Annotated in this window: 13 protein-coding genes; 9 read left to right on the forward strand and 4 right to left on the reverse strand. The window is 39.1% G+C overall.

Translation table 11 applies throughout. The annotated features are described in order from the left end of the window. Window positions 1–48 precede the first annotated feature (48 nt). From JCM15579_RS15050 to JCM15579_RS15075, 6 genes are all read left to right on the forward strand, one after another. Entirely contained in the window at window positions 49–1116 is a 1068-nt protein-coding gene (locus tag JCM15579_RS15050) for a two-component regulator propeller domain-containing protein (RefSeq protein WP_054721264.1), read from the forward strand. Further along, window positions 1028–2692, forward strand: coding sequence for a helix-turn-helix domain-containing protein (locus JCM15579_RS15055; protein ID WP_157471502.1), 1665 nt, complete (start codon window positions 1028–1030; stop codon window positions 2690–2692). The genes JCM15579_RS15050 and JCM15579_RS15055 overlap by 89 nt, the downstream gene beginning before the upstream one ends. Before the next feature lie 274 nt (window positions 2693–2966). After that, window positions 2967–6056 carry a SusC/RagA family TonB-linked outer membrane protein gene (locus JCM15579_RS15060; protein WP_054721266.1) on the forward strand — a complete coding sequence of 1030 codons (3090 nt, stop codon included), beginning with the start codon at window positions 2967–2969 and terminating at the stop codon, window positions 6054–6056. Between the two features lie 41 nt (window positions 6057–6097). After that, on the forward strand, window positions 6098–7732 hold the full coding sequence (locus JCM15579_RS15065; protein WP_054721267.1) for a RagB/SusD family nutrient uptake outer membrane protein: 1635 nt from the start codon (window positions 6098–6100) through the stop codon (window positions 7730–7732). A gap of 250 nt (window positions 7733–7982) precedes the next feature. Continuing rightward, window positions 7983–10364: a hypothetical protein gene (locus tag JCM15579_RS15070; protein WP_054721268.1), complete on the forward strand. Its 2382-nt coding sequence runs from the start codon at window positions 7983–7985 to the stop codon at window positions 10362–10364. 9 nt (window positions 10365–10373) lie between these two features. Further along, the gene (locus JCM15579_RS15075; protein WP_054721269.1) at window positions 10374–12323 is read left to right on the forward strand and encodes a glycoside hydrolase family 97 protein; all 1950 of its coding nucleotides are present in this window, start codon (window positions 10374–10376) and stop codon (window positions 12321–12323) included. A gap of 246 nt (window positions 12324–12569) precedes the next feature. Here JCM15579_RS15075 and JCM15579_RS15080 read toward each other — a convergent pair whose 3' ends face one another. Continuing rightward, window positions 12570–13586, reverse strand: a complete 1017-nt coding sequence (locus JCM15579_RS15080) for a helix-turn-helix transcriptional regulator (RefSeq protein ID WP_054721270.1) — start codon at window positions 13584–13586, stop codon at window positions 12570–12572. Between the two features lie 650 nt (window positions 13587–14236). Here JCM15579_RS15080 and JCM15579_RS15085 point away from each other — a divergent pair. Further along, entirely contained in the window at window positions 14237–15343 is a 1107-nt protein-coding gene (locus tag JCM15579_RS15085; protein WP_054721271.1) for a slipin family protein, read from the forward strand. Window positions 15344–15405: 62 nt separating this feature from the next. Further along, complete coding sequence (locus tag JCM15579_RS15090; protein ID WP_054721272.1) at window positions 15406–16569, forward strand: RtcB family protein; 1164 nt, start codon at window positions 15406–15408, stop codon at window positions 16567–16569. A 146-nt stretch (window positions 16570–16715) separates the two neighbouring features. Here JCM15579_RS15090 and JCM15579_RS15095 read toward each other — a convergent pair whose 3' ends face one another. The 3 genes from JCM15579_RS15095 to JCM15579_RS15105 form a co-directional block, all read right to left on the reverse strand. After that, window positions 16716–17099, reverse strand: coding sequence for a tetratricopeptide repeat protein (locus JCM15579_RS15095; RefSeq protein ID WP_054721273.1), 384 nt, complete (start codon window positions 17097–17099; stop codon window positions 16716–16718). A gap of 14 nt (window positions 17100–17113) precedes the next feature. Then, window positions 17114–17743, reverse strand: coding sequence for a peptide chain release factor H (prfH, locus tag JCM15579_RS15100; RefSeq protein ID WP_054721274.1), 630 nt, complete (start codon window positions 17741–17743; stop codon window positions 17114–17116). Between the two features lie 61 nt (window positions 17744–17804). Next, window positions 17805–19208, reverse strand: coding sequence for an RtcB family protein (locus JCM15579_RS15105; protein WP_054721275.1), 1404 nt, complete (start codon window positions 19206–19208; stop codon window positions 17805–17807). Window positions 19209–19828: 620 nt separating this feature from the next. On the opposite strand from JCM15579_RS15105, the gene JCM15579_RS15110 reads away from it, so the two are divergent. Further along, window positions 19829–20854, forward strand: a complete 1026-nt coding sequence (locus JCM15579_RS15110; RefSeq protein WP_054721276.1) for a hypothetical protein — start codon at window positions 19829–19831, stop codon at window positions 20852–20854. Window positions 20855–21094: the final 240 nt, after the last annotated feature.

Raw genomic sequence — 21094 nt, forward strand, 5'->3', positions numbered from 1 at the left:
GGTAGCACTCTTGTTTTTTCTATCTTTGAGTTTTAGTAAACAATTGGGATGCAAAGAAGGATTGTAACTTGTTTTTATATATTTCTCTTAGCCTGTAGTATTCAACTTCAGGCGACAAATTATTTTCAAAAGTTAAGCAAATTTACTACCGAACATGGTATTGTTAACAACACCATTTATTCAATTTTCCAGGATTCGACAGGAGGAATGTGGTTTGGAACTTTAGAAGGATTGAGTTCTTATAATGGAGTTGTATTTTCTTCCTATCCTATGTCGGATTCTTTAATGGGATATCCCATTACTCTAATTGACCAGATCAATAAAGATCAACTTCTGTTGGGAACAAGTAATGGCAATTATACATTTTCAATGTCAAGCAAACAATACCAGAAGATTGATGTGCCGGGAGATTTTTCGATGCTTACCACTCTATTTAAAATTCTTAACAGAACTTATTTCTGTACAAAATCAGGAGTTTATGAATTTGATGATCAAAACATGAGTGGTCTGAAAGTACTTGATCATTCGATTACTTGCAAACAGCTTTCTCCTGAAGGAAAATTATTGTTGGGAGAAGTAGGTGGTGGAATTTGGGAAGTAGAGTTGAATTCGGACTCTTTATTGACATTGACTAGAACTTATCCGGAATTGCAACAAGAATCGGTGAAAGCGATTTCTTTTTTGAATGAGGGAGAGCTTGTAATACTAACTGAAAAAGCTTTGTGGTTAATGCAAGGAGATAAGCTGGCACCTGTAATAGAAGGCTCCTTTTCTTCAATGAATATCTCTCAACACAATGAAATACTCTTGGGAACTTTGGGTGATTTTATTCAGCAAGTATATAAAGTTGGTGAAAGCTACGCTTTAAAGGAGTACATCAATAGGGACAATGAGATTTTCAATGACTTTTACGATGCTCAAATTAATGTGCTGTTTAAGGATCATTCTGGCGCAGTATGGATAGGTACCAATCGAGCGGGACTGGATAGAATAGATAGAAAAAAGATAACCTACAAAAAGTACAAAAGTGATATTCAGAATCAAGAGCCTGAAGCAGGTTATATCAATGCACTCTTTCAGAATGATGAGGGGAGAGTTGGTGGGAACTTCAGGTAAGGGATTGTATGATCTGGATCGGAAAAAGGATAGGTTAACATCGGTACCTATTTTTCCCGGGAATTTGAATGACCTGTATGTGGAGGCCATCTTGCAGTACAAGAATAAACTCTATGTGGGAACAAGACATATGGGAATCATTACCACATCGGTTGTAGCAGGTGATAATACACAAGTAGTTGCATCAGGACAATTGTACTCCAAAGAAGCGGGCTTGGCAAAAAATGACTACGTCTATGCTTTAAAGCGCTATAATGAAAAATTATATATCTGTTCTTCTAAAGGGACCTTTGTTTATGGATTTGATGATGCTAACTTTTCGAAATTAGATTCTGTACCTTCCATTAATTTTGCCCTGGATTCCTTGAATAACAGATGGATTTTATCCTATAGAATGGAGCTTTATTTCAATCAACAAAAATTGGAGATGGGGACTGAAGTTTCGGACTTTTACATCGGAAAGGATGGTAAGGTTTGGCTTGCTACAGGCAAAGGAGTGGCATTTCTGTCAAATTTGAATGCAAAGCCTATATTTTACAATCCTGCAAAAAAGGTGATCGAATTTACATCGATACGAAAGGATGAAGATGGGTATTTTTGGTTGGGATCCCGAATGGGTATTTATCGATTCGATCCGCAATCCAAACTTTTTGCCAGCTATCAAATCACTGGAGGATCAAAAGCGAATAGTTTCAATCATGCTAAGCTATTGAAAGGTTTGGAAGGTGAATTTTATTGGGGAAGTAACGATGGAGTGGTTTCGATTAATCCACAGGCATGCAGTTACCTTCCCAAACCGATGTTTGAAGTCGGGCAGGGAAAAAAAGAAGATGCATCCATATTTAATGTCTACAACTACTCCTTTAATCATCAGGAGGAAAATGGACTTGCTTATCGGTTCTCTCATCCCGATTCAAGTTGGAATTACCTGCCGGGAGACAAGCATGTATTGGATTTTTCCAATCTTGACAGAGGTTCATATCAATTGGATATTGCTGCAATCAATGCAGATGGAATCATGAATGACAAGTTTAAATCATTTAGTTTCCAGATCAAGCGCTCCTTGAATTATACGCTAAGCTTGTGGGGAATTACTCTGATCATTTTGGTAGGTATTGTTTTCTGGTATTGGAGGGCAAGAAAAGCAGACTTGGCTCCATCTATTAAAGAGGAAGAAGAACAAGCAGAGACACCTGAAGATAAAATCTACAGGGAATGGACTCAGGATGAGTTCATGCAAAAAGCTCTACTTGTTATTGAAGAGAACCTTTCTGATAATTCTTTTGGCGTGAATGAGCTTTACCTGGCAATACAAATGAGCAAATCGAACTTCTACCGCAAGTTGAAGAAATTTACCGATTTGTCGCCCAATGAACTGATTCGTTTCGTTCGTTTGAGAAAATCCGCACAATTATTAATTGAGGCGAAACAAAGTGTAAATGAAATCGCCTATGAAGTAGGCTTCAATTCGCCTTCTTACTTTACACGATGCTTTAAACAACAGTTTGGCATCGCCCCATCGGAATACAAAGAACATTATAACATGCTTTGTTGTACACCCGAAAAAGCACTTTAGTGTGCCGAATTAATCTAATTTTTCTTTTTTGAATTCCTCTTGTTTAAAATCCTGTGATTTTAAGGCAAATTGGTCATTCCGTACAAATTTTTGATCAGCATTTACAAGCTGAAATGCCCTGTTTTAGGTTGTTTTGGACAAGTCAAAGTTTGACTTTGCTGCTTGTTTGAATCATTCATATCGAATGAAAAACTTCAAGCAAAATGAGCCAGGGATGCTCCCACCTTCCCTTGTGAAAAACAATTGTATTAATATTTAATCTAACCAAAAATTTATGAAAGAAATCACAGGAAGTTTAGCAAGGCAAAGCACCTTGCTAAAGAAAAGTTTTTCATGGATTGCAGGCTTGTGTTGTAGTGCATCATTACTTATGGTCACTCCGGCATTTGCTTCATCTAGTTATGAACACACATTTGTAGCTGCAGAACAAAACCAGGAAAAACTGGTAGTAGGTAAGGTGGTAGATAAAAATGGTGAAGCCTTAATTGGTGTAAACATCATTATTAAGGGAACCACAACGGGAACAATTACTGATTTTGATGGGAACTACAAATTGAATGTATCGGAGGATGCAGTGCTTGTATTCACTTTCATTGGGTATCTCAATCAGGAAATTGCTGTGGCAAATCAAACTACCATTAATGTTACTCTTGAAGAGGATGTAATGGGATTAGACGAAGTGGTAGTGGTAGGATATGGCACTCAGAAGAAAGCCAACCTTACCGGTTCTGTATCTGCCGTAAAAGGAGACGAAATGGTGAAGAAACCTATGACGGATGCCAGACAAGCACTTCAGGGAGTTTCAACAGGTGTTACGATTGTAGATCGTGGTGGGGCTCCGGGAGAGGAAGACTTGAATATCAATATTCGTGGTATCGGATCCTTATCAGCAAGTACATATCCATTGATTTTAGTTGATGGGATTGAAATGTCGATGAGTGATGTGAATCCAAATGATATCGAAAGTGTATCCATATTGAAAGATGCTGCATCTTCATCGATTTATGGTGCAAAAGCTGCCAATGGGGTAGTTCTTATCACCACAAAACGAGGCAAAGAAGGTGGATACAAGGTAGATTACAATGGATACTATGGATGGCAAACCCCAGCAACCTTGCCTGAATTGGTTGGTGCCGAAGATTATCTGAACCTGGTGAACGAATCTTTGGTAAATGCAGGTATGAACCCGAAATACACGCAGGAGTACATTCAGAAAACAGTTGAAGGAAACGATCCGATAAATTATCCATATGTGAATTTATTCGATGAATTGTTTGAAACCGTACCGGTTTTTAACCAATCTGTTCGAATTAGCGGTGGGAATGAGAAATCGAAAATTGCATTATCTCTAAATCACATGAAGCAGGACGGAATGTTGAAGAATGTGGAATCGGAGCGTTTTGGCTTTCGTTTGAATACAGACTTTCAGGTGAAAGATAATTTCAAAGTGCGAGCTGATGTATCTTTTAACCGAAGAGACAATGAAAGACCAAACAGGTTGAATGATGCAATTGGAGCAATTGTAGGTACCTCTCCAGTTACTGTACTGAAACATCCAAATGGTGTTTATGGATTAAACAAGGACAATACCAACGCCTTGGCATGTTTGGAAGTAGGAGGAATGAACGAGGAAAACAAAGAGGCTCTTAATTTGAAAATTGGTGCCGATTTGGAAGTGTTGAGTGGATTAACATTAAGATCGGATCTTTCCTACAAAAGCATAAATAACAGATACAAAAAATATAAAGCCGCTTATGATTTCAGAAACCCTGAAAATCCTGATGAAATAGTTCACAGGTGGACACCAAGTAAGTTGGAAGACGGACGTTGGAATCAGCAGGAAATCAACTTTAAAGCTTTATTGGATTACAACAAAACATTTGGAGATCATTCTTTTCATGTGTTAACAGGTATCGATGTAACCGAAAACAAAGCTTACGTAATCAAAGGTGAAAGAACCAATATCTATAGTGATGATTATGTGGAGCTAAACACTGGTGATGCCGAAGGACAAACCAACAAAGGGTATCAGGAAGATTGGGCATTGCTTTCTTACCTTGGAAGAGTAAACTACGCTTACAAGGGCAAATATTTACTGGAAGGAAACATCCGCTACGATGGTTCATCTCGATTTGCAAAAGGAAACAAGTGGGGTGTTTTTCCGTCCTTCTCAGCGGGATGGAGAATGTCAGAAGAAGACTTTATGACTTCGCTTGAGTTTGTAGATAACCTAAAGTTGAGAGGAAGTTGGGGACAGCTAGGAAATCAGAATATTGGTTACTATAAATTTACTTCTACAGTTTATGCCGATTTTCCATACAATTTCAACGATGCAGAGGTAAATGGATATTCTCAGTGGTACTATGCAAATACTGATATTACCTGGGAAACCACTGAACTGATTGATTTTGGATTTGATCTGACCTTATTTAATAATAAGCTGGAGGTGGTTGCCGACTGGTATCAGAAAGACACAAAAGATGTATTGCTAGTACTACCGATTTCCTATTTAACAGGTTTGGGAGCATCAGAAACCAATGCTGGAAAAGTTCGCAATACCGGATGGGAAGTTTCTGTAACACACCGAAATAATATTAATGACTTTAATTACTCTGTAGGTTTCAATATCTCTGATGTCAAAAATGAGTTGGTAGATTTTGCAGGGAACGAACCTTCCATAAGCGGATGGACCATATTGAAAGAAGGGGAATCTGTGAATGCATTTTACGGATATGAATCAGATGGTTTGTTCCAGTCGCAGGAAGAGATTGACAATCATGCGACCCAACCAAATCAATCGCAGTTAAAGCCGGGTGATATTAAATTGGTTGATCAAAATGGTGACGGTGAAATCAACGATGAAGACCGTAAAGTAATAGGTTCTTCCATTCCACGATATAATGTTGGTCTTAACCTTTACATGGAGTACAAAGGATTTGATTGCTCTGCCTTTATGCAAGGAGTCATGAAAGCTGAAAATTATTTTTACGGAGCGCCAAATGAAGGTCCAGCTTATGAGATTTTCACTACCAAAAGAGTGTTAGATCGTTGGACTCCTGATAATCCCGATGCATCCTTTCCTAGGCTAGAAGCTGCTTCGAACAAGAACAACTATTTGTATAATGATTTTTGGCTTAGAGATGCTTCTTACCTAAGACTGAAAAATCTTCAAATTGGTTATTCTCTCCCAAAATCTGTTTTGGAGAAATGGAAAATCGATAAGATGAGATTCTACATTGGAGGAACCAATCTGTTTACCATAACAGATGTGGAATCAGGGTTGGATCCTGAAACCTATGACGGAAGACCAAATTATTATCCTCCGGTATCAACCTACACCATGGGAGTACAACTTCGTTTCTAGATGTGCTTTATTGATTCGTTTAACTTGAAAAATATTAACAGATGAAAAAAAATATAATAGGTCTGGTTTGTGCTTTACTATTTGTATTCGCAGGCTGTAGCGAAGATTTCCTGGAACGCTCACCTAGCGACCAGGTGTCTTCAACAAACTTCTTTACGCAAGAGAAAGATTTGGTATATGCAGTGAATGCTGTTTATGCATCAATTGGCTTTAACAGCTGGGAAACCACTTATGGATATTCGACAGATTTGTTGCGCATTGAAAACTTAACCGATAATGCTCTGGATCATCATTCATGGAATGCTGGATTCCGTTTGGCAGACGGAACGGCATCTGCATACGACTGGTATGTGGAACATCGTTGGAGAGAGCGATACAGAGGAATTCAAAGAGCGAATAGAATATTTGAAGGTGCTGATGGTGTAACTGACATAAATGCTGAGAAAAAGGCTCGCTTGTTGGCAGAGGCAAAATTTCTTAGAGCCTACTTCTATTTTGATTTGGTTTATCTATTCGGGGATGTGCCATTTATAACGAATAGTTTAACGCCTGATGAAGCTGCTGAAAGCACAAGAACAGCAAAGCAAACAATTCTTGATGCGATTCTTGCAGACCTTACTGCAGCTGCAACAGATCTACCGATATCATATTCAAGCGATAATCTTGGACGAGTAACCAAAGGTGCTGCACTATCATTAAAGGCTCGCATCTTGCTTTACCAGGAAAAATGGGGAGAAGCAGCCGCAGCTGCAAAAGAGGTTATGGATTTGGCTGTTTACACCATATATCCAAGCTATCAGAAAATGTTTACCTATGAGGGGATTAATAATTCAGAGGTGATTTTCGATTTGCAGGAAATGCACGAGAAACAATGGAATTTCACTTTGCAGAATTATGGGCCTAACTCTGTAGGAGGTTGGAGTAGTGGTTGTCCTTTACAGTCATTGGTTGATACCTATGAATGTACTGATGGTAACACCATCGATGTATCGCCATTATTCGATCCGAATAATCCATACGCAAATCGTGATCCTCGTTTGACTCATTCTATTCTTTATCCTGGTCATGACTGGCGTGATGGTGTTTTTAATTCCATTCCCGGAGCAACTTATCCTGGAAAAGAAATTATTGCAGGCGATGATTTGACCGATGGAACAGGAGGACAATGGAACAAGACAGCAACAGGTTACAACTGGTTGAAATACATCTCTGAAGATGATGTTGACAATGGAGATTATTGGAATGGAGCCATACACTTTATTCTGATTCGATATGCAGAAGTATTATTGACTTACGCTGAAGCGAAAATAGAGAATGATGATATCGATCAGTCAGTTTATGATGCTATTAATGAAGTGCGTCAGCGCCCTGATGTAAATATGCCTTTGATTACTACTGGCAAAACCAAGGAACAACTGCGTACTATTTTGCGTCGTGAGCGTAGAGTGGAATTGGCTTTTGAAGGTTTGCGTCTTATGGATATTCGCAGATGGAAAATCGCTGAAAATGTAATGCCTGGAGTACCTGAAGGACTTACATATACCGATCCAAACTCAGGAGAAGAGGTGACTCTTTCATGGGGAGAGCGCACTTTTAATGCTAATAAACACTATCTGTGGCCTATTCCACAAACGGAAATAGATATATCACATTTAGAACAAAACCCTGGATGGTAAAAACCATCATTCCCGGAGGAATTCCTCCGGGAATGTTAAAATAAAACCTTAGCCCTAAAATGATTGAGAGAGTAGAAGTAGTTTTAAACAAGTAAAGAGAATGGCTTTGGTGTTATAGGATATGATTCCAAAGCATGAAAAATGAAGTTAGTATGAAACGTACAGGAGTAAATAATTATGAACTTACTCAGGAGGAAGATTATTTGCGAATGGTAAGTTTTATATGGCAACTGTGACAAATTAAAATCAAATGAAAAGAACAATTGTAGCAATGGTCTTCTGGTGTCTCATTCAAAATGTAATGGGGCAGGAAAAGGTCTTTCCGGGAGCTGATGAACAAAGCCCATCGCGTGCCCAGTATTTTTCCTGGATCAACAATACCAACGAGGGAGCAACTGAAGAGCAGACCTTAATTAACCTGGAATTTTTTCAATGGCTTCAGGATGAGTATGGGATGATTTTGGATATTTATGCTTTTGATGCAGGAGCTATTGATGGAAAGCGTTTTTATGGGAGCATCTATTCAGAGCGTTTTAAGAATCAGTTTCCCAATGGATTTGATCCTATTTATCAAAAGGCGAAGGCCATGGGAACCCGATTGGGTGTGTGGGGAGGACCCGATGGATTTGGAGAGAGTGAAGAGGAAAAACAGGCTCGTATCAATCAGATGGTAAGCCTTTGTAAAGATTATGAATTTGCCCTCTTTAAATTTGATGCGGTATGTGGACCTTTGCCTCCTGAAAAAGAAGATGCATTTATAAAGATGATGCAGGAGTGCCGCACTTACAGTCCTGACTTGATTCTTTTGAATCACCGATTGGGATTGAACAAAGGGAAACCATATGCAACAACATTTTTATGGGGAGGACAGGAGACTTATATTGATGTGTTTACATCCAATACCACCACAGCTCTTCACCACAGGGCAGGTGCCTTGGAAAGAGGATTGGTTCCGGGCTTGAAAAGATTAACCGAGGACCATGGGGTTTGTATTTCATCCTGTCTGGATTATTGGGATGATGATTTGATTCTTCAGTCTTTTAACCGTAGTATGATATTGGCGCCTGAGATTTATGGCAACCCATGGTTGTTGAAAGATGAGGAATTTGCCAAGCTGGCAAGAATTTACAACCTGCATCGCAAGTATGGTAAAATTCTGGTTAATGGAATGGTATTGCCTGAAGAGAAGTATGGAAAATCTGCAGTGTCGAGGGGAGATAAGGAAACAAGGTTGCTTACGTTAAGAAATTTGACTTGGGAACCCATTACTTACAAGATAAAACTAGATCAGGAGATTGGATTGAATGTAGAAAGTAAAATTGAAGTACGTCAGTTCCATCCTACAGAAAAAATATTGGGCTCTTATCAGGCTGGGAGTGAAGTTGAAGTGGAAGTAGCGCCATTTCGCTCTTGCTTAATTTTGGCAACAGCCAATCATTGCGATGAGCCTGGCGTAATAGGCGCAGATTATGAAGTAGTACGAAATGTTCCTGGCAAGTCCACACTTATCAAGCTATTGGGAATGCCTGGTAGCAATTCGAAAATTCAGCTTGTGAATGCTGACAAATACAACACAGCAAAACTCAACGGAAAGTCAGTTTCCTCATTACTTAAAGGAAAATCGCTTAAGCTTACATTTGAGGGAGAAGCTTTAAAGCAGGAAGCTTACCGAAAATTGGCGGCTTTAGAAGAGGTTGAAATTCCACAGGATGCAAAGGCACTCTACGAGGCAACCTGTTATGCGGCCGACAACAATGCATTGGAGGTTCGTTCACTGGAGAGATCGGGTGCAAGTAATATCCCTCAGGTTCAAAAGGCTCGCGATGCTTTCTTTAATCAATCCGTTTTTGTAGATAGAGGAGTGTGGGATAAAAACCTGTTTGATGGCGATAGGAAGACAGGATTTTGGCCTAGCAGAAAATACAATATCGACCAAAAAGTAGAAGGAGGATGTTTTCGTCTTGATTTGGGTGAAATCACTGATGTGGACCATTTGATGATTAGGGTTCCCGATGATTTTTCTCTGCAACCACTATTGAAAGATGAAGGAAATTACGCTGAAGTTTCTTCGGATCTGAAAAGCTGGAAGACACTTACTTACTATGCAGGAGAAGAAATGAGAATTGATATCAACGGATCGGTTCGCTACATCCGATTGTGGGATCAGCCAGGACGAATTGTGGAAATTGAGGCCTGGAAGAATGGACAGATGTTGGATAGAAGCAAATGGAGAGCATCCAACCTGTTTGCATATCCAAACAGGAAGAAAGCACAAAAGGCATGGAGTGCAAAATTCAATCTGAATGAAATCCCGGAGGGAAGCTACTTGTCAATTGCCATTGAAGGGAAACATGGTATCGAAGGGGCTTATGCTGCCGCAAAAATAGATGGTGAACTGGTAGGATGCCCAGATAGAAGCGTTTCTTTTCCATCCAATACCTGGGAATTTGTGAACGTTAAAAGAGATAGCAATTACACCTATTATCTTCCCTTAAATAAAAACATGAAAGGAAAAGAGATTGAAGTGTTTGTTATCGGCTTCGACAAAGAAAATCTCGATTTCAAACCAGAAGTATGGATTTCTGCCTATCCAGCACCCTATCAAAATCAAATCTTAGAACTAACCAAATAAACGTGAATCATGACTAAAAAAATAATTTGCCTTTTTAGCCTTTGCCTGTGCATAAGCGCAGTATTTGCGAAGGACTATCAATTGCAATCGCCAGATAAAAAAACAAGCATACGAATTCAAACAGGAGAGGACTTAACTTTTGCAGTGCAATACAAGCAAACCCCTCTGCTCAATCCTACGGTAATTGCCCTGGAACTGGAGGGAATCATTCTGGGGAAAGAGCCGAAAGTAATCCAAAAGAATACCAATTCCGTAAACCGAATGATTAAGCCGGAAGTATGTGAAAAGAGTGAATTGATTCACGAAAATTTCAACGAACTGAAACTGACTTTCGAAAAAGGATTTGATGTGATTTTCAGAGCTTACAATAATGGTGTTGCCTATCGATTTGGCACTCACTTGCCAGGTGAAATAACTGTGAAATTAGAAAAGGGAAATTTCAATTTCCCTGAAAACAATATGGTGTACTGGCCAAAGGAAAGAAGCTTCCATTCCAACAACCAAGTGTATTATGATTTTACCTCCCTGGGAGAGTTATCTTCTAAGGATCTGGGAAGTTTACCCGTCCTAATGGATACAGGTAAAGGCCCAAAGTTGGTGATTGGCGAAACGGATTTGGAAGATTATCCGGGAATGTGGTTCAATGGAGCTGAAGGAAATGCTTTGGTTTCCACTTTTCCTGCATACCCAAACAAAACTGAACAGGTGGGCGATAGAGATGTATTCGTTAGAGATAGAAAAGATTACATCGCCAAAACCAAGGGAACCAGAACATTTCCATGGCGTTACATCGCCATCGCTGAAAAAGATGGTGACCTGATAACCAACCAATTATCCTGGTTGCTGGCTGATCCTTGCGAAATTAAAGATCCTTCATGGATTAAACCGGGAAAAGTAGCCTGGGATTGGTGGAATGCCAACAATGTGTATGGTGTTGATTTTCGTGCAGGAATTAATACCGAAACCTACAAGTATTACATCGATTTTGCCGCTGATTATGGTTTGGAGTACATCATATTGGATGAAGGTTGGTATGAGTTGGGAGATTTACTGAAGATCGTTCCTGAAATGGATATGGAAGAACTTGCCAGCTATGCAAAAAAGAAAGGAGTAGGACTCATTCTTTGGGTGGTGTGGAAAACATTAGATGATCAGCTGGAGCCTGCCTTGGATCAGTTCCAAAAATGGGGAATCAAAGGCATCAAGGTAGATTTTATGGATAAGGATGACCAATGGATGGTAAACTATTATCACAAGATTGCCAAAGAATCGGCAAAGAGAGAGATTCTCGTGGACTTCCACGGTTCATACAAGCCAGCGGGTTTGAGAAGAAAATACCCGAATGTGCTTACCCGCGAAGGAGTGAACGGAGGAGAGCAGTACAAATGGAGCATTAGACAAACTCCCGAGCATAACCTGATTACCCCTTTCTCACGCATGGTGGCTGGCCCAATGGATTATACGCCAGGAGCAATGAACAATGCTCAAAAGAAAAATTACAAACCAATATTCGATCGTCCTATGAGCATGGGAACACGTTGCCACCAGTTGGCCATGTATGTTGCTTACGAGAGCCCATTGCAAATGCTTTGTGATAACCCATCGAATTACCGAAAAGAGCCTGAATGCATGAAGTTCTTATCGGCAGTTCCAGCGGTATGGGATGAAACCAAAGTATTGGATGCAAAAATATCCGACTACCTGCTTCTTGCCAGAAGAAAAGGCAAAGAGTGGTATTTGGGTGCCATGACCGATTGGGATGCACGCATACTGCAATTTGATCTTTCTTTCTTACCAAAGGGAAAAAAATACAAAATGACCATTTATCAGGATGGGATCAATGCAGACAGAAATGCCACAGATTTTAAAATGAAAGAAATTATTGTAGACAATACTTTTCAATATGAGTTGAAAATGGCTCCCGGTGGAGGTATGGCCGCGATGATTCAACCACTTTAATTGATAAGATAAAAAAGAGGATGTCCAAAAAGTAAGTTCAAATTAATATAGTGTCATGTTGAACAAAGTGAAACATCTGATCATCAAAAGAGCAGATTCTTCTTCCGATTCTTCGGGATCAGAATGACAATATGATTGAAATTTTTGGACATTCTCTTGTTTATAAACAGCCTTACTCAAAGTTGACATTCTTTTGTTGACGCTAAATGAATCATTTGAGATACTGAGATGTCTACTGAAAGGAATTCACTTTTTATATACTAAACCAGCCTGTTCAGTTAATATGCCAATTCTCTTTCTCATTGATGGAGGAGAAATAACTTCCAAGCCAGGACCAAAACCAAGAAGAACACGTTCCAATTCATAATTTGGTATCACTTTTATTTGTATGGTAATGCCATTAGGCCCATTATCAATCATTTTTTGTGATGCATGAATGGGTTTGGTAATGACATAAGGGGCATGAGTTCGGTCAAGTTTTATGCTTATGGTTCTTGGACTCAATCCTTCATTCACCGTAACTCCTATAGAATGTTTGTAATATTCGTCAGGATTAAAATCTGGATCATCCAAAAATTCCATGCTTTCCTGATGCTCAACGGAGTGAATTCTATCCAGAGCTAGTGTCATGAATTTGTTTTTTTTTAATTTCTGTCTCCCAATAAGAAACCAGCGGTTATTGAATTCCTTTAACAAATAGGGATAGAAGTATATTGAATTTCTGTTTCGTGCTTTAAATGATTGATATTCTAACCTCAAAACTTTTTTAGATTGAATAGCCTGGTAGAGTGCATTCAAATGCTCAAGGCCTTTTAAATTTTCATTTGTGTCGATGTGGATGATTGATCTTTCCTTACATTGCTCTGTATGGATTTTGTTTTCCAACTTTTGAATCAATCCGGTCATTTCAGAGAAATGTGAAAATCCCTGGAATTGTTTTAGGATTTCTACTGCATCATTCAATTTATTCAAATCCTGATCCGATAAAGGAAGCTGGGTAATGGAATACTCAGGATTATCATAAGTGTAGAATTTTTTATCGGTAACCACAATGGGCGCATTGTATCCCAATTTTTCACTTCTCATGTTTTGGATATCCAATTGTATGGTTCGTCTGCTTACCCCTTTGTCAATTCCTTCAAACTCATAAAGTGCATCAGAACAGGCTTCCATTAAATCTTCCAAAGTCCATTTTCGATACTGATTTCTAAGGCATTTGTCAATGGTTGTATAGCGGATTAAGGCATTTCTATTTACTGGCATTTGATTTTTTTTAAGAAAAGTAGAAAAAATATTTTACTGCGCAAAAAGATTGCGCACTGGAGCTGCACCTTTGTATCAGAAAGTTCTTTAAAATGATGATCGCATACTTTTGGTATGAAAAAAAATATCTTCTGCAAAGAAGGAAAAATCATGAAAAAATCCTCAGTTCACAGACCTGACTTAAGTTTCTGTATAGCTTGGTAGTATTGACCCAATAGGGTTAAATATGCTTCTGTTACTGATGGAATTTTTCATTCACGTTGTGTGTCGGGGGTTCGAATCCCTCTCCTAAAACAAGGATAACTCAGTACGGGTAGAGTAACAACCAAATTATGGCCAAAAAATCCATTAAAACGAAGACAGGCACTTCAAAAAAAGCCTACCAGCCGAAAGTAATTTGTGCCAGACCAGCTTTTTCTTTCTGAAAGATAAAACAGTCTTTACAAGGTTTCGAAAGTTGTAATCCCTTTCAAAGGAAACATTTGCTTTATAGGGGGAAGAATCAAGCAGAATAGACTTGGCAATTCACTCTTACGAACCAAATATTGCAATTTGCAAGCATTAGAGCTTCCACTTTGTAGAGGCGGTTAGGCACAAGTTCCTTTCTTTTTAAAGAAGAAATTTAAAATCAATACAATAAACAAACAATCATGAAAAGAGTAAGAATTAGAAAAGGAACTGTAGGACTTGTATACAGGAAAGAGGAATACAAGAAAGTCCTTACTGAAGGAACTTATTGGATAAGCCCCTTCGAACAAGTAAATGTTTTAGAAAGAAAGGGTGCATTTACATCTACCGAAGAATTGGCCATCTATTTACAAGATGAAAACTTGAAGAATTTGCTTAGTATAGTGGAAGTTAAAGATGGTGAGTTAAGTTTTATGTATGAAAATGGAATATTTAAAACGGTACTTTCCGCAGGAATCTATGCATGGTGGAAAGGTTATACACCATTGTCATTTCAAACAGTAAATACCAGGGAAATAGAAGTTTCTGATCAGATTGAAAAGACCATACTTTCAAGAACCAATGTCCTGCCTTACCTAAGGGTATACCAGATAGAATCATATGAAACGGCATTGCTTTTTGTGGATGGCAAGTTCAAACGAGAACTTGAAGCTGGAACCTATCATTTCTGGAAAAATGCAAGCCCAATCCAAGTGTATAAGATAGATACCAGGCAACAAAAGTTCGAAGTGTCGGGTCAGGAAATCCTGAGTAAGGACAAAGCTGCCTTAAGAGTCAATTTCTTTGCCCTTTATCAAGTGAATGATATAAAAAAAGCAATCATGGAAAACAAGGACTTCGAAAAACAATTGTACATTCTATTGCAATTGGCATTAAGAGAGTATTTGGGATCGCTTACATTAGATGAAATATTAGAGAAAAAAGAGAGTGTATCTTCTTTCATTCATGAAAATACAAATGAAAGGGTGGCTGCCTTAGGTGTTAAACTTTTGGATAGTGGTATTAGAGATATTATATTGCCTGGAGATGTAAAAGAGATCATGAACCAGGTATTGATTGCACAAAAGCAAGCCCAGGCAAATATCATTACTAGAAGAGAGGAAACTGCATCAACCAGAAGTTTGTTGAACACTGCGAAACTAATGGAAGAGAACGAGATGCTGTTTAAATTGAAAGAGATGGAATATGTTGAGAAAATCTCTGAAAAGATTAATAACATCAGTCTTTCGGGAGGTTCCCAGGTGGTGAATCAGTTAAAGGAAATTTTTACTGTGAACAGTAAACAGTGATCAATTAACAATTATCGATTAGCTGTTGGCTGATAGCTGACCGCTGAAAGAAAAAAAAAGTCATGATAAATATAAATTCAACAGAAAGAATCCCAATAAAAATGTGGGTGAGCGATTTGGAAGAATCAGCCATAAAGCAAGCCGAGAACCTTGCCAATCTGCCCTTTGCCTTTAAGCATGTGGCCTTAATGCCCGATGCACATTGTGGATATGGAATGCCAATAGGTGGCGTTTTGGCCACGCTGGGAGTAGTTGTTCCCAATGCGGTAGGTGTTGATATTGGTTGCGGAATGTGTGCCGTAAAAACCAATATCGAAGACCTCGATTCTGAAAGTCTCAAAAAAATAATGAGCGGAATTCAAAGCAGAATTCCACTGGGTTTCTCCAAGCATGCACAAGCTCAGAATGAGAAGTTGATGCCGGAAGTGGAGTCTGTGCCTGAAGTGATTAAGAATCATTATCAAAATGCATTGTACCAGTTGGGAAGCTTAGGAGGAGGGAATCACTTTATTGAAATACAGTATGGTTCCGACAATTGTATTTGGGTGATGATACATTCGGGTAGTCGAAATCTGGGAAAACAGGTTGCCGATTATTACAATAAATTGGCTAAAAATCTGAACTCAAGATGGCATTCTCAAGTACCTTCGAACTGGGACCTGGCCTTTTTGCCCATCGAAAGCCAAGAGGCAAAGGAGTACATAAAAGCCATGCAGTATTGTGTCGATTTTGCTTTTGCCAACCGAAAACTGATGATGGAAAGAGTGCAAGAAGCTTTTAAAAGAGTATTGTCTGAGCCTCTTGAGTTTTCAGAAATCATAAACATCGCCCACAATTATGCGGCTTGGGAACATCATTTCGGAAAAGATGTAATTGTACATCGAAAAGGAGCTACCAGTGCCAGAGAAGGGGAGATTGGTATCATTCCCGGTTCGCAGGGAACCAAATCCTATATTGTGGAAGGATTGGGAAATCCGCAAAGTTTTCACTCCTGTTCGCATGGAGCAGGTCGTAAAATGGGTAGAAAGCAGGCACAACGTGAACTTGACTTGCAAGAGGAGATCAATCGCCTAGATAAAAAAGGAATTCTTCATGCTATAAGAGGACAGAAGGATTTAGATGAAGCAGCTGGTGCCTATAAAGACATCCACCAGGTAATGGAAAACCAAAAAGACCTGGTAAAAATTAGGGTAGAGTTGGAACCCTTGGCTGTAGTAAAGGGATAAATGAAGAAGGAAGAGCCATTACTCCTCCTTCTTTTTTTTGGTCTTACTCACCAATTTCTTTTTCATTTTTACACGTTTTACATCCTCCTCAATTTTATTGATTTCCTCCTCGTTATAGGCATTCAGCAAAGCCTTTCGAAAAACTTTTATGGCCTTTTTGTAATTGCCTTATGCTCGTGTATCAAAGCCTTTCTGACTTTGATTTTCGATAGATCAACTCCTTTGATCTTTTTTGCATAGGAAAGCAAATCATTGGCTCTATCATACTCTCTTAACTGAATCAGAAGAGAAGCGTAATCCATGCAAACATTGGCATTTTCGGAATGAGAAGCCATAGCTGTAATGAAATATTCTTCGGCACTTTCATATTCGTTCAACTGCTCCAAATGCAATTTGCCCATCAAATAATTGGCTCCAATGTGATCCTGATCGAAACTTAGGGCATAGTTTAAATTCTCCATGCTTTCCTCTAGATCGTATGGATACAGATCTAATGCTTTCAGATAATATTGGTTTGCTAGTGTACTCATACTTTTCTTTTTGTTTACAGATTTTTAAAATCACTACCAGCAAAAACCTTTACAGAATTTCCTCTTTGCAAGGCATTGTGATTCATCCAATCTTCTTGTTCCTCAGCCTTCCTTTTCTGCAACTGCTGCAGGTGCAACAATTCAATCAATCGTTCTTTGGCCAATTTCTTATTCTGAATCTGCGACCTGCTGTCCGATGCCAAAACAGAAAGCTTACTGGCTTTGTGTGTGGCTCGTATGGCCGTGCTCACTTTGTTTACATGCTGTCCGCCCGGTCCGCCCGAACGAATCGCCTGATAGGAAATATCACCATCTGGAACATCATGCATTTTATCTGGTAGGCTAAGTTTATTAATCGCTGCATACCAGTTTTTTCTTTTGTGATTCTTTCGGTATGGACTCTGCATCACCCAAAGAATACTGCCCAGCCACTCTTTGGCGAAGTCATTAGCGTAATCTCCTTTCAGTTCAAGAGTAACAGAATGGTAAGTACCTCTTTGGGGTCCCACCTCAGTCTCCAAAAGATTTACTGTAAGATTTTTCTTACATGCTTCCTTCAACACTTGTTCATATATTTTGGCTACCAACAAACAGCATTCTGCTGGTCCTCGTCCTGATGTGATTTGTAATATAATTTTGTCCATCTCTTTTAAAATTTACAGCTCTCAGCCAACAGCTAATTGCTAATTGATCATTGTTAATTGCTCAAACTCTATCCATTCTCACAATACGAGGGTAAAATTTCCCCTCCACATCTACCAGGTCCTTCTGGTAATGCATCACCTCTTCCAGATTCTTGTAAGCCATTGGAGCTTCGTCCACATTGCCACCCATCAAACAGATGTCTTTTTGTTTCAAACGCTTCCTTAGTTCACTACCAGTAATCGATTCTTTCGCCTTTTTCCTGCTTAGCCTTCTGCCGGCACCATGTGATGCAGAACAGAGAGAAGAAGCATTCCCTTTCCCCGAAACCAAATAAGCCGCATCCATCATATTGGCAGGAATGATACCCATCTGACCATTATGAGCAGGAGTAGCACCCTTTCTGTGCACAATTAACTCTTGTCCGTTTAGTACTTCCTTCCAGGCAAAATTGTGGTGATTCTCAAGCTTTGCAATGCATGTTAAGCCCAGCGATTTTGCCAGGTTCTCATGAATCACATCATGACAGGCTTTGGCGTACTCACCGGCAAGATTCATCGATAACCAGTATTCCTCACCAGCTTCGCCATCCAAATCGAGCCAGGCCAAGTGCTGAGCCCCTTTGGGCAAATGGCATTTCTGCATGGCAATGTCAAGGTAATAATTCGCAATGGCAGCGCCCAGTCCTCTCGATCCCGAGTGAGCCAAAATGCCCAGGTATTCTCCTTCGGGAAGATGCAGCTGGTTCTGCCCGGGCAATTCCACCACGCCAAATTCCACAAAATGATTGCCCGAACCTGAACTCCCCAATTGCATTCTCGCTTTGCCATGCAATTGCTTCAACAAAGCCGTAGCGGCAAAAGCAGAATCCTCCAGAACTGCATGATCATTGCTCAAATGACAATCTTTACCAATGCCAAAATGGGTACATTCCCTTAAAGCATTCTGAATCTGGTAAGCATATCGCTTCAGGAAATTCTTTGGAAGCTCGTAAATGCTCAAAGACATTCTACAGCCAATATCCAAACCAATACCATAAGGAATTACAGCATTCTTTGCTGCCAATACACCACCAATGGGCAAACCATAGCCCACATGTGCATCAGGCATCAAGGCCCCTGAATGACTTATGGGAAGTCGCATGGCCATATCCATCTGTTGCATGCAATCCGGCAGAATCAGTTTTCCACCAAATACCCTGTAGTTTTCCGGTATTTCCCTCAGTTCGTAAGCAATTCCATGCTCAGCATCATGCTTTCCAACAAAAAGTTCAGCCAGTTTCGAAAAGGAAGCATGCTCCAAATACTTGTTGGCATGCAGGAGTACATCCTCCAACAAGTTCAACTTTTCCGTTTTCGGTAAGCGTTTGTAATCCTTTTGAACAATTTCCAGGGCCATACTCTTGGCCTGGTCTGTTGGATAATTTATTTTATCGAGGTCTTTCCCTCTAAGTTTTTGATTGCTCATATCAACATGTTTAAGGCCTGTGCAATGGGAGAGGGTACAGCAATTCCAATAGGATAGCAGATACCCACCTTCCTGTCTGTGCCATAACAAATGGCTCACACAAACCAATTTGAACTGTAGCAGGAATCGCCACAGCACACAACAACAGGTTCAATTTTTACCTGCAGTAAATATTATAATTCATGATAAACCGAATGGGAACAATACTCCCTTTCGAGTGGATCAGGACGAAGTAATACAAAGCTTAAAACTGTTCTAAGCTTTCCCGATCTCTTTGGTGATATGTAATCTAAACTCCAACATACTGCTTTCCCTTTCTTATAATTCATTCAACAAAAGGGTGAAATGCTCTGCAAAGATAAAAGCATTTATTTCAATTCTGCAAATATGATATCAAATTAATGAAAAATATACGGTTCGTTAGCTTGTAAAAACAGCTGGTCTCATGGAATTCCAAGCCACCGCTTTGCTAAGTAAAATGCATGGCTCAAACAATAACAATTGCAGCTTGCTTACTAGGTCTGGAATTGGCTTTGAATCCATCCCGATCTGTGTAATTTAGTTCTTAATATCTACCACATAAAACAACATTAACAAACAAAAATTGATACCATACACCTATGAAAAAAGTATTCCCACTACTCTTATTTGCATTACTCTTTTGCTTCGCCTCAAAAGCTGATAAACTTACCTTTTACAATCAGCCCAATAACTTTAATTACTTTCAGCTTACCAATAACTATTGGTATTGCAATTACAATGTAAGTTTCCTTCAGGCTACAATCAATGGTCAGGATTATCAATTAAAGAGTGAACACAATTGGATAGAAACCACCACTGTTGCACTCAAGGGAAAGAAAATAGGAGTGGAGCTCTTGTTTTCGGTTTTGGCCTTGTCGGGTTCCCACGAGTCAAAAGAAAGACTGGCAAGCGATTTATTAGGCTTTGCTGTTGGGTATTTTGGCAAAAAGAGCAATTACTTTTTAGAATTTCAGAACTCCAGCTTTGCTTCAAGTTTAAAAAAATACAATGGAAATGGAGACCTGGATGAGTCCCATGATTTCGATTCCAAATACACACAAATTGACTTTAAAGTAGTGCATCCCATTAAAAATATTGCTGCGGTATATTGGGGACTTCGATATCGAAACCTGAACCTTCCCATTGTTTACTTTCAAAAATCTGAAGATGAAGACATTGAGTACAATTGGATTTCAGATCCCGAAATTAAAGACATTCATAGCATAGGAATTGGTTTGGGCGTACTAAATAACAAATTACTACATACCAAAACCGAACGTAGCAATAAGCCCTTGTCCTTTAGGGATAGACTAAAGTATTTCATTACGCCCAAGTGGAAATCGGATATTTACATTGCACTATTTCAGGATGAATGCAATTATGCAAATGTAAACCAGGATGTAACACATTGGGCAATTGACTTCTCATTAGAGGCCTATTTCAATTTTATTGTTAGCAATTCAAAAAACTGTAAAATCGATTTTTCATTTGGCTACAATCTCAATTATTTGTTTAGCGATAAAATTACAGGACCCAATTTGTTCAGTAATGAAGATGTGGATTTTGAAACCGATTTCGATGTCCTGCATCATGGACCCACTGTGAATTTTCATTTGAGGTTTTAAACAAAGATTGCTTTAAGAATAGATGTTAACGAAGGAGGTGCAGGAATGTGCCTCCCTTTGCCATTAAAGGGAATTACAATCTAGTTAATCTTTATTGCTTGATGATCTAAATGTTTAATGCGAATTCAATTAAAAGTTTGTGGAATTCATAAATTGGTTATGTTATTGTCAGTAATTAAGGGGTTTATCAGATAAAATCGTTAATAATATTTCATTAATCGAAAGAAAAAGTTTTGTTTC

The organism is Marinifilum fragile JCM 15579 (assembly GCF_001310955.1).
Taxonomy (GTDB): domain Bacteria; phylum Bacteroidota; class Bacteroidia; order Bacteroidales; family Marinifilaceae; genus Marinifilum; species Marinifilum fragile.

Bases quoted from the DNA above. Each gene is read 5' to 3' on its own strand.
- JCM15579_RS15050 (WP_054721264.1), top strand. From the start codon at position 49: ATGCAAAGAAGGATTGTAACTTGTTTTTATATATTTCTCTTAGCCTGT.
- JCM15579_RS15060 (WP_054721266.1), top strand. From the start codon at position 2,967: ATGAAAGAAATCACAGGAAGTTTAGCAAGGCAAAGCACCTTGCTAAAG.
- JCM15579_RS15065 (WP_054721267.1), top strand. From the start codon at position 6,098: ATGAAAAAAAATATAATAGGTCTGGTTTGTGCTTTACTATTTGTATTC.
- JCM15579_RS15070 (WP_054721268.1), top strand. From the start codon at position 7,983: ATGAAAAGAACAATTGTAGCAATGGTCTTCTGGTGTCTCATTCAAAAT.
- JCM15579_RS15075 (WP_054721269.1), top strand. From the start codon at position 10,374: ATGACTAAAAAAATAATTTGCCTTTTTAGCCTTTGCCTGTGCATAAGC.
- JCM15579_RS15080 (WP_054721270.1), bottom strand. From the start codon at position 13,586: ATGCCAGTAAATAGAAATGCCTTAATCCGCTATACAACCATTGACAAA.
- JCM15579_RS15085 (WP_054721271.1), top strand. From the start codon at position 14,237: ATGAAAAGAGTAAGAATTAGAAAAGGAACTGTAGGACTTGTATACAGG.
- JCM15579_RS15090 (WP_054721272.1), top strand. From the start codon at position 15,406: ATGATAAATATAAATTCAACAGAAAGAATCCCAATAAAAATGTGGGTG.
- JCM15579_RS15095 (WP_054721273.1), bottom strand. From the start codon at position 17,099: ATGAGTACACTAGCAAACCAATATTATCTGAAAGCATTAGATCTGTAT.
- prfH (WP_054721274.1), bottom strand. From the start codon at position 17,743: ATGGACAAAATTATATTACAAATCACATCAGGACGAGGACCAGCAGAA.
- JCM15579_RS15105 (WP_054721275.1), bottom strand. From the start codon at position 19,208: ATGAGCAATCAAAAACTTAGAGGGAAAGACCTCGATAAAATAAATTAT.
- JCM15579_RS15110 (WP_054721276.1), top strand. From the start codon at position 19,829: ATGAAAAAAGTATTCCCACTACTCTTATTTGCATTACTCTTTTGCTTC.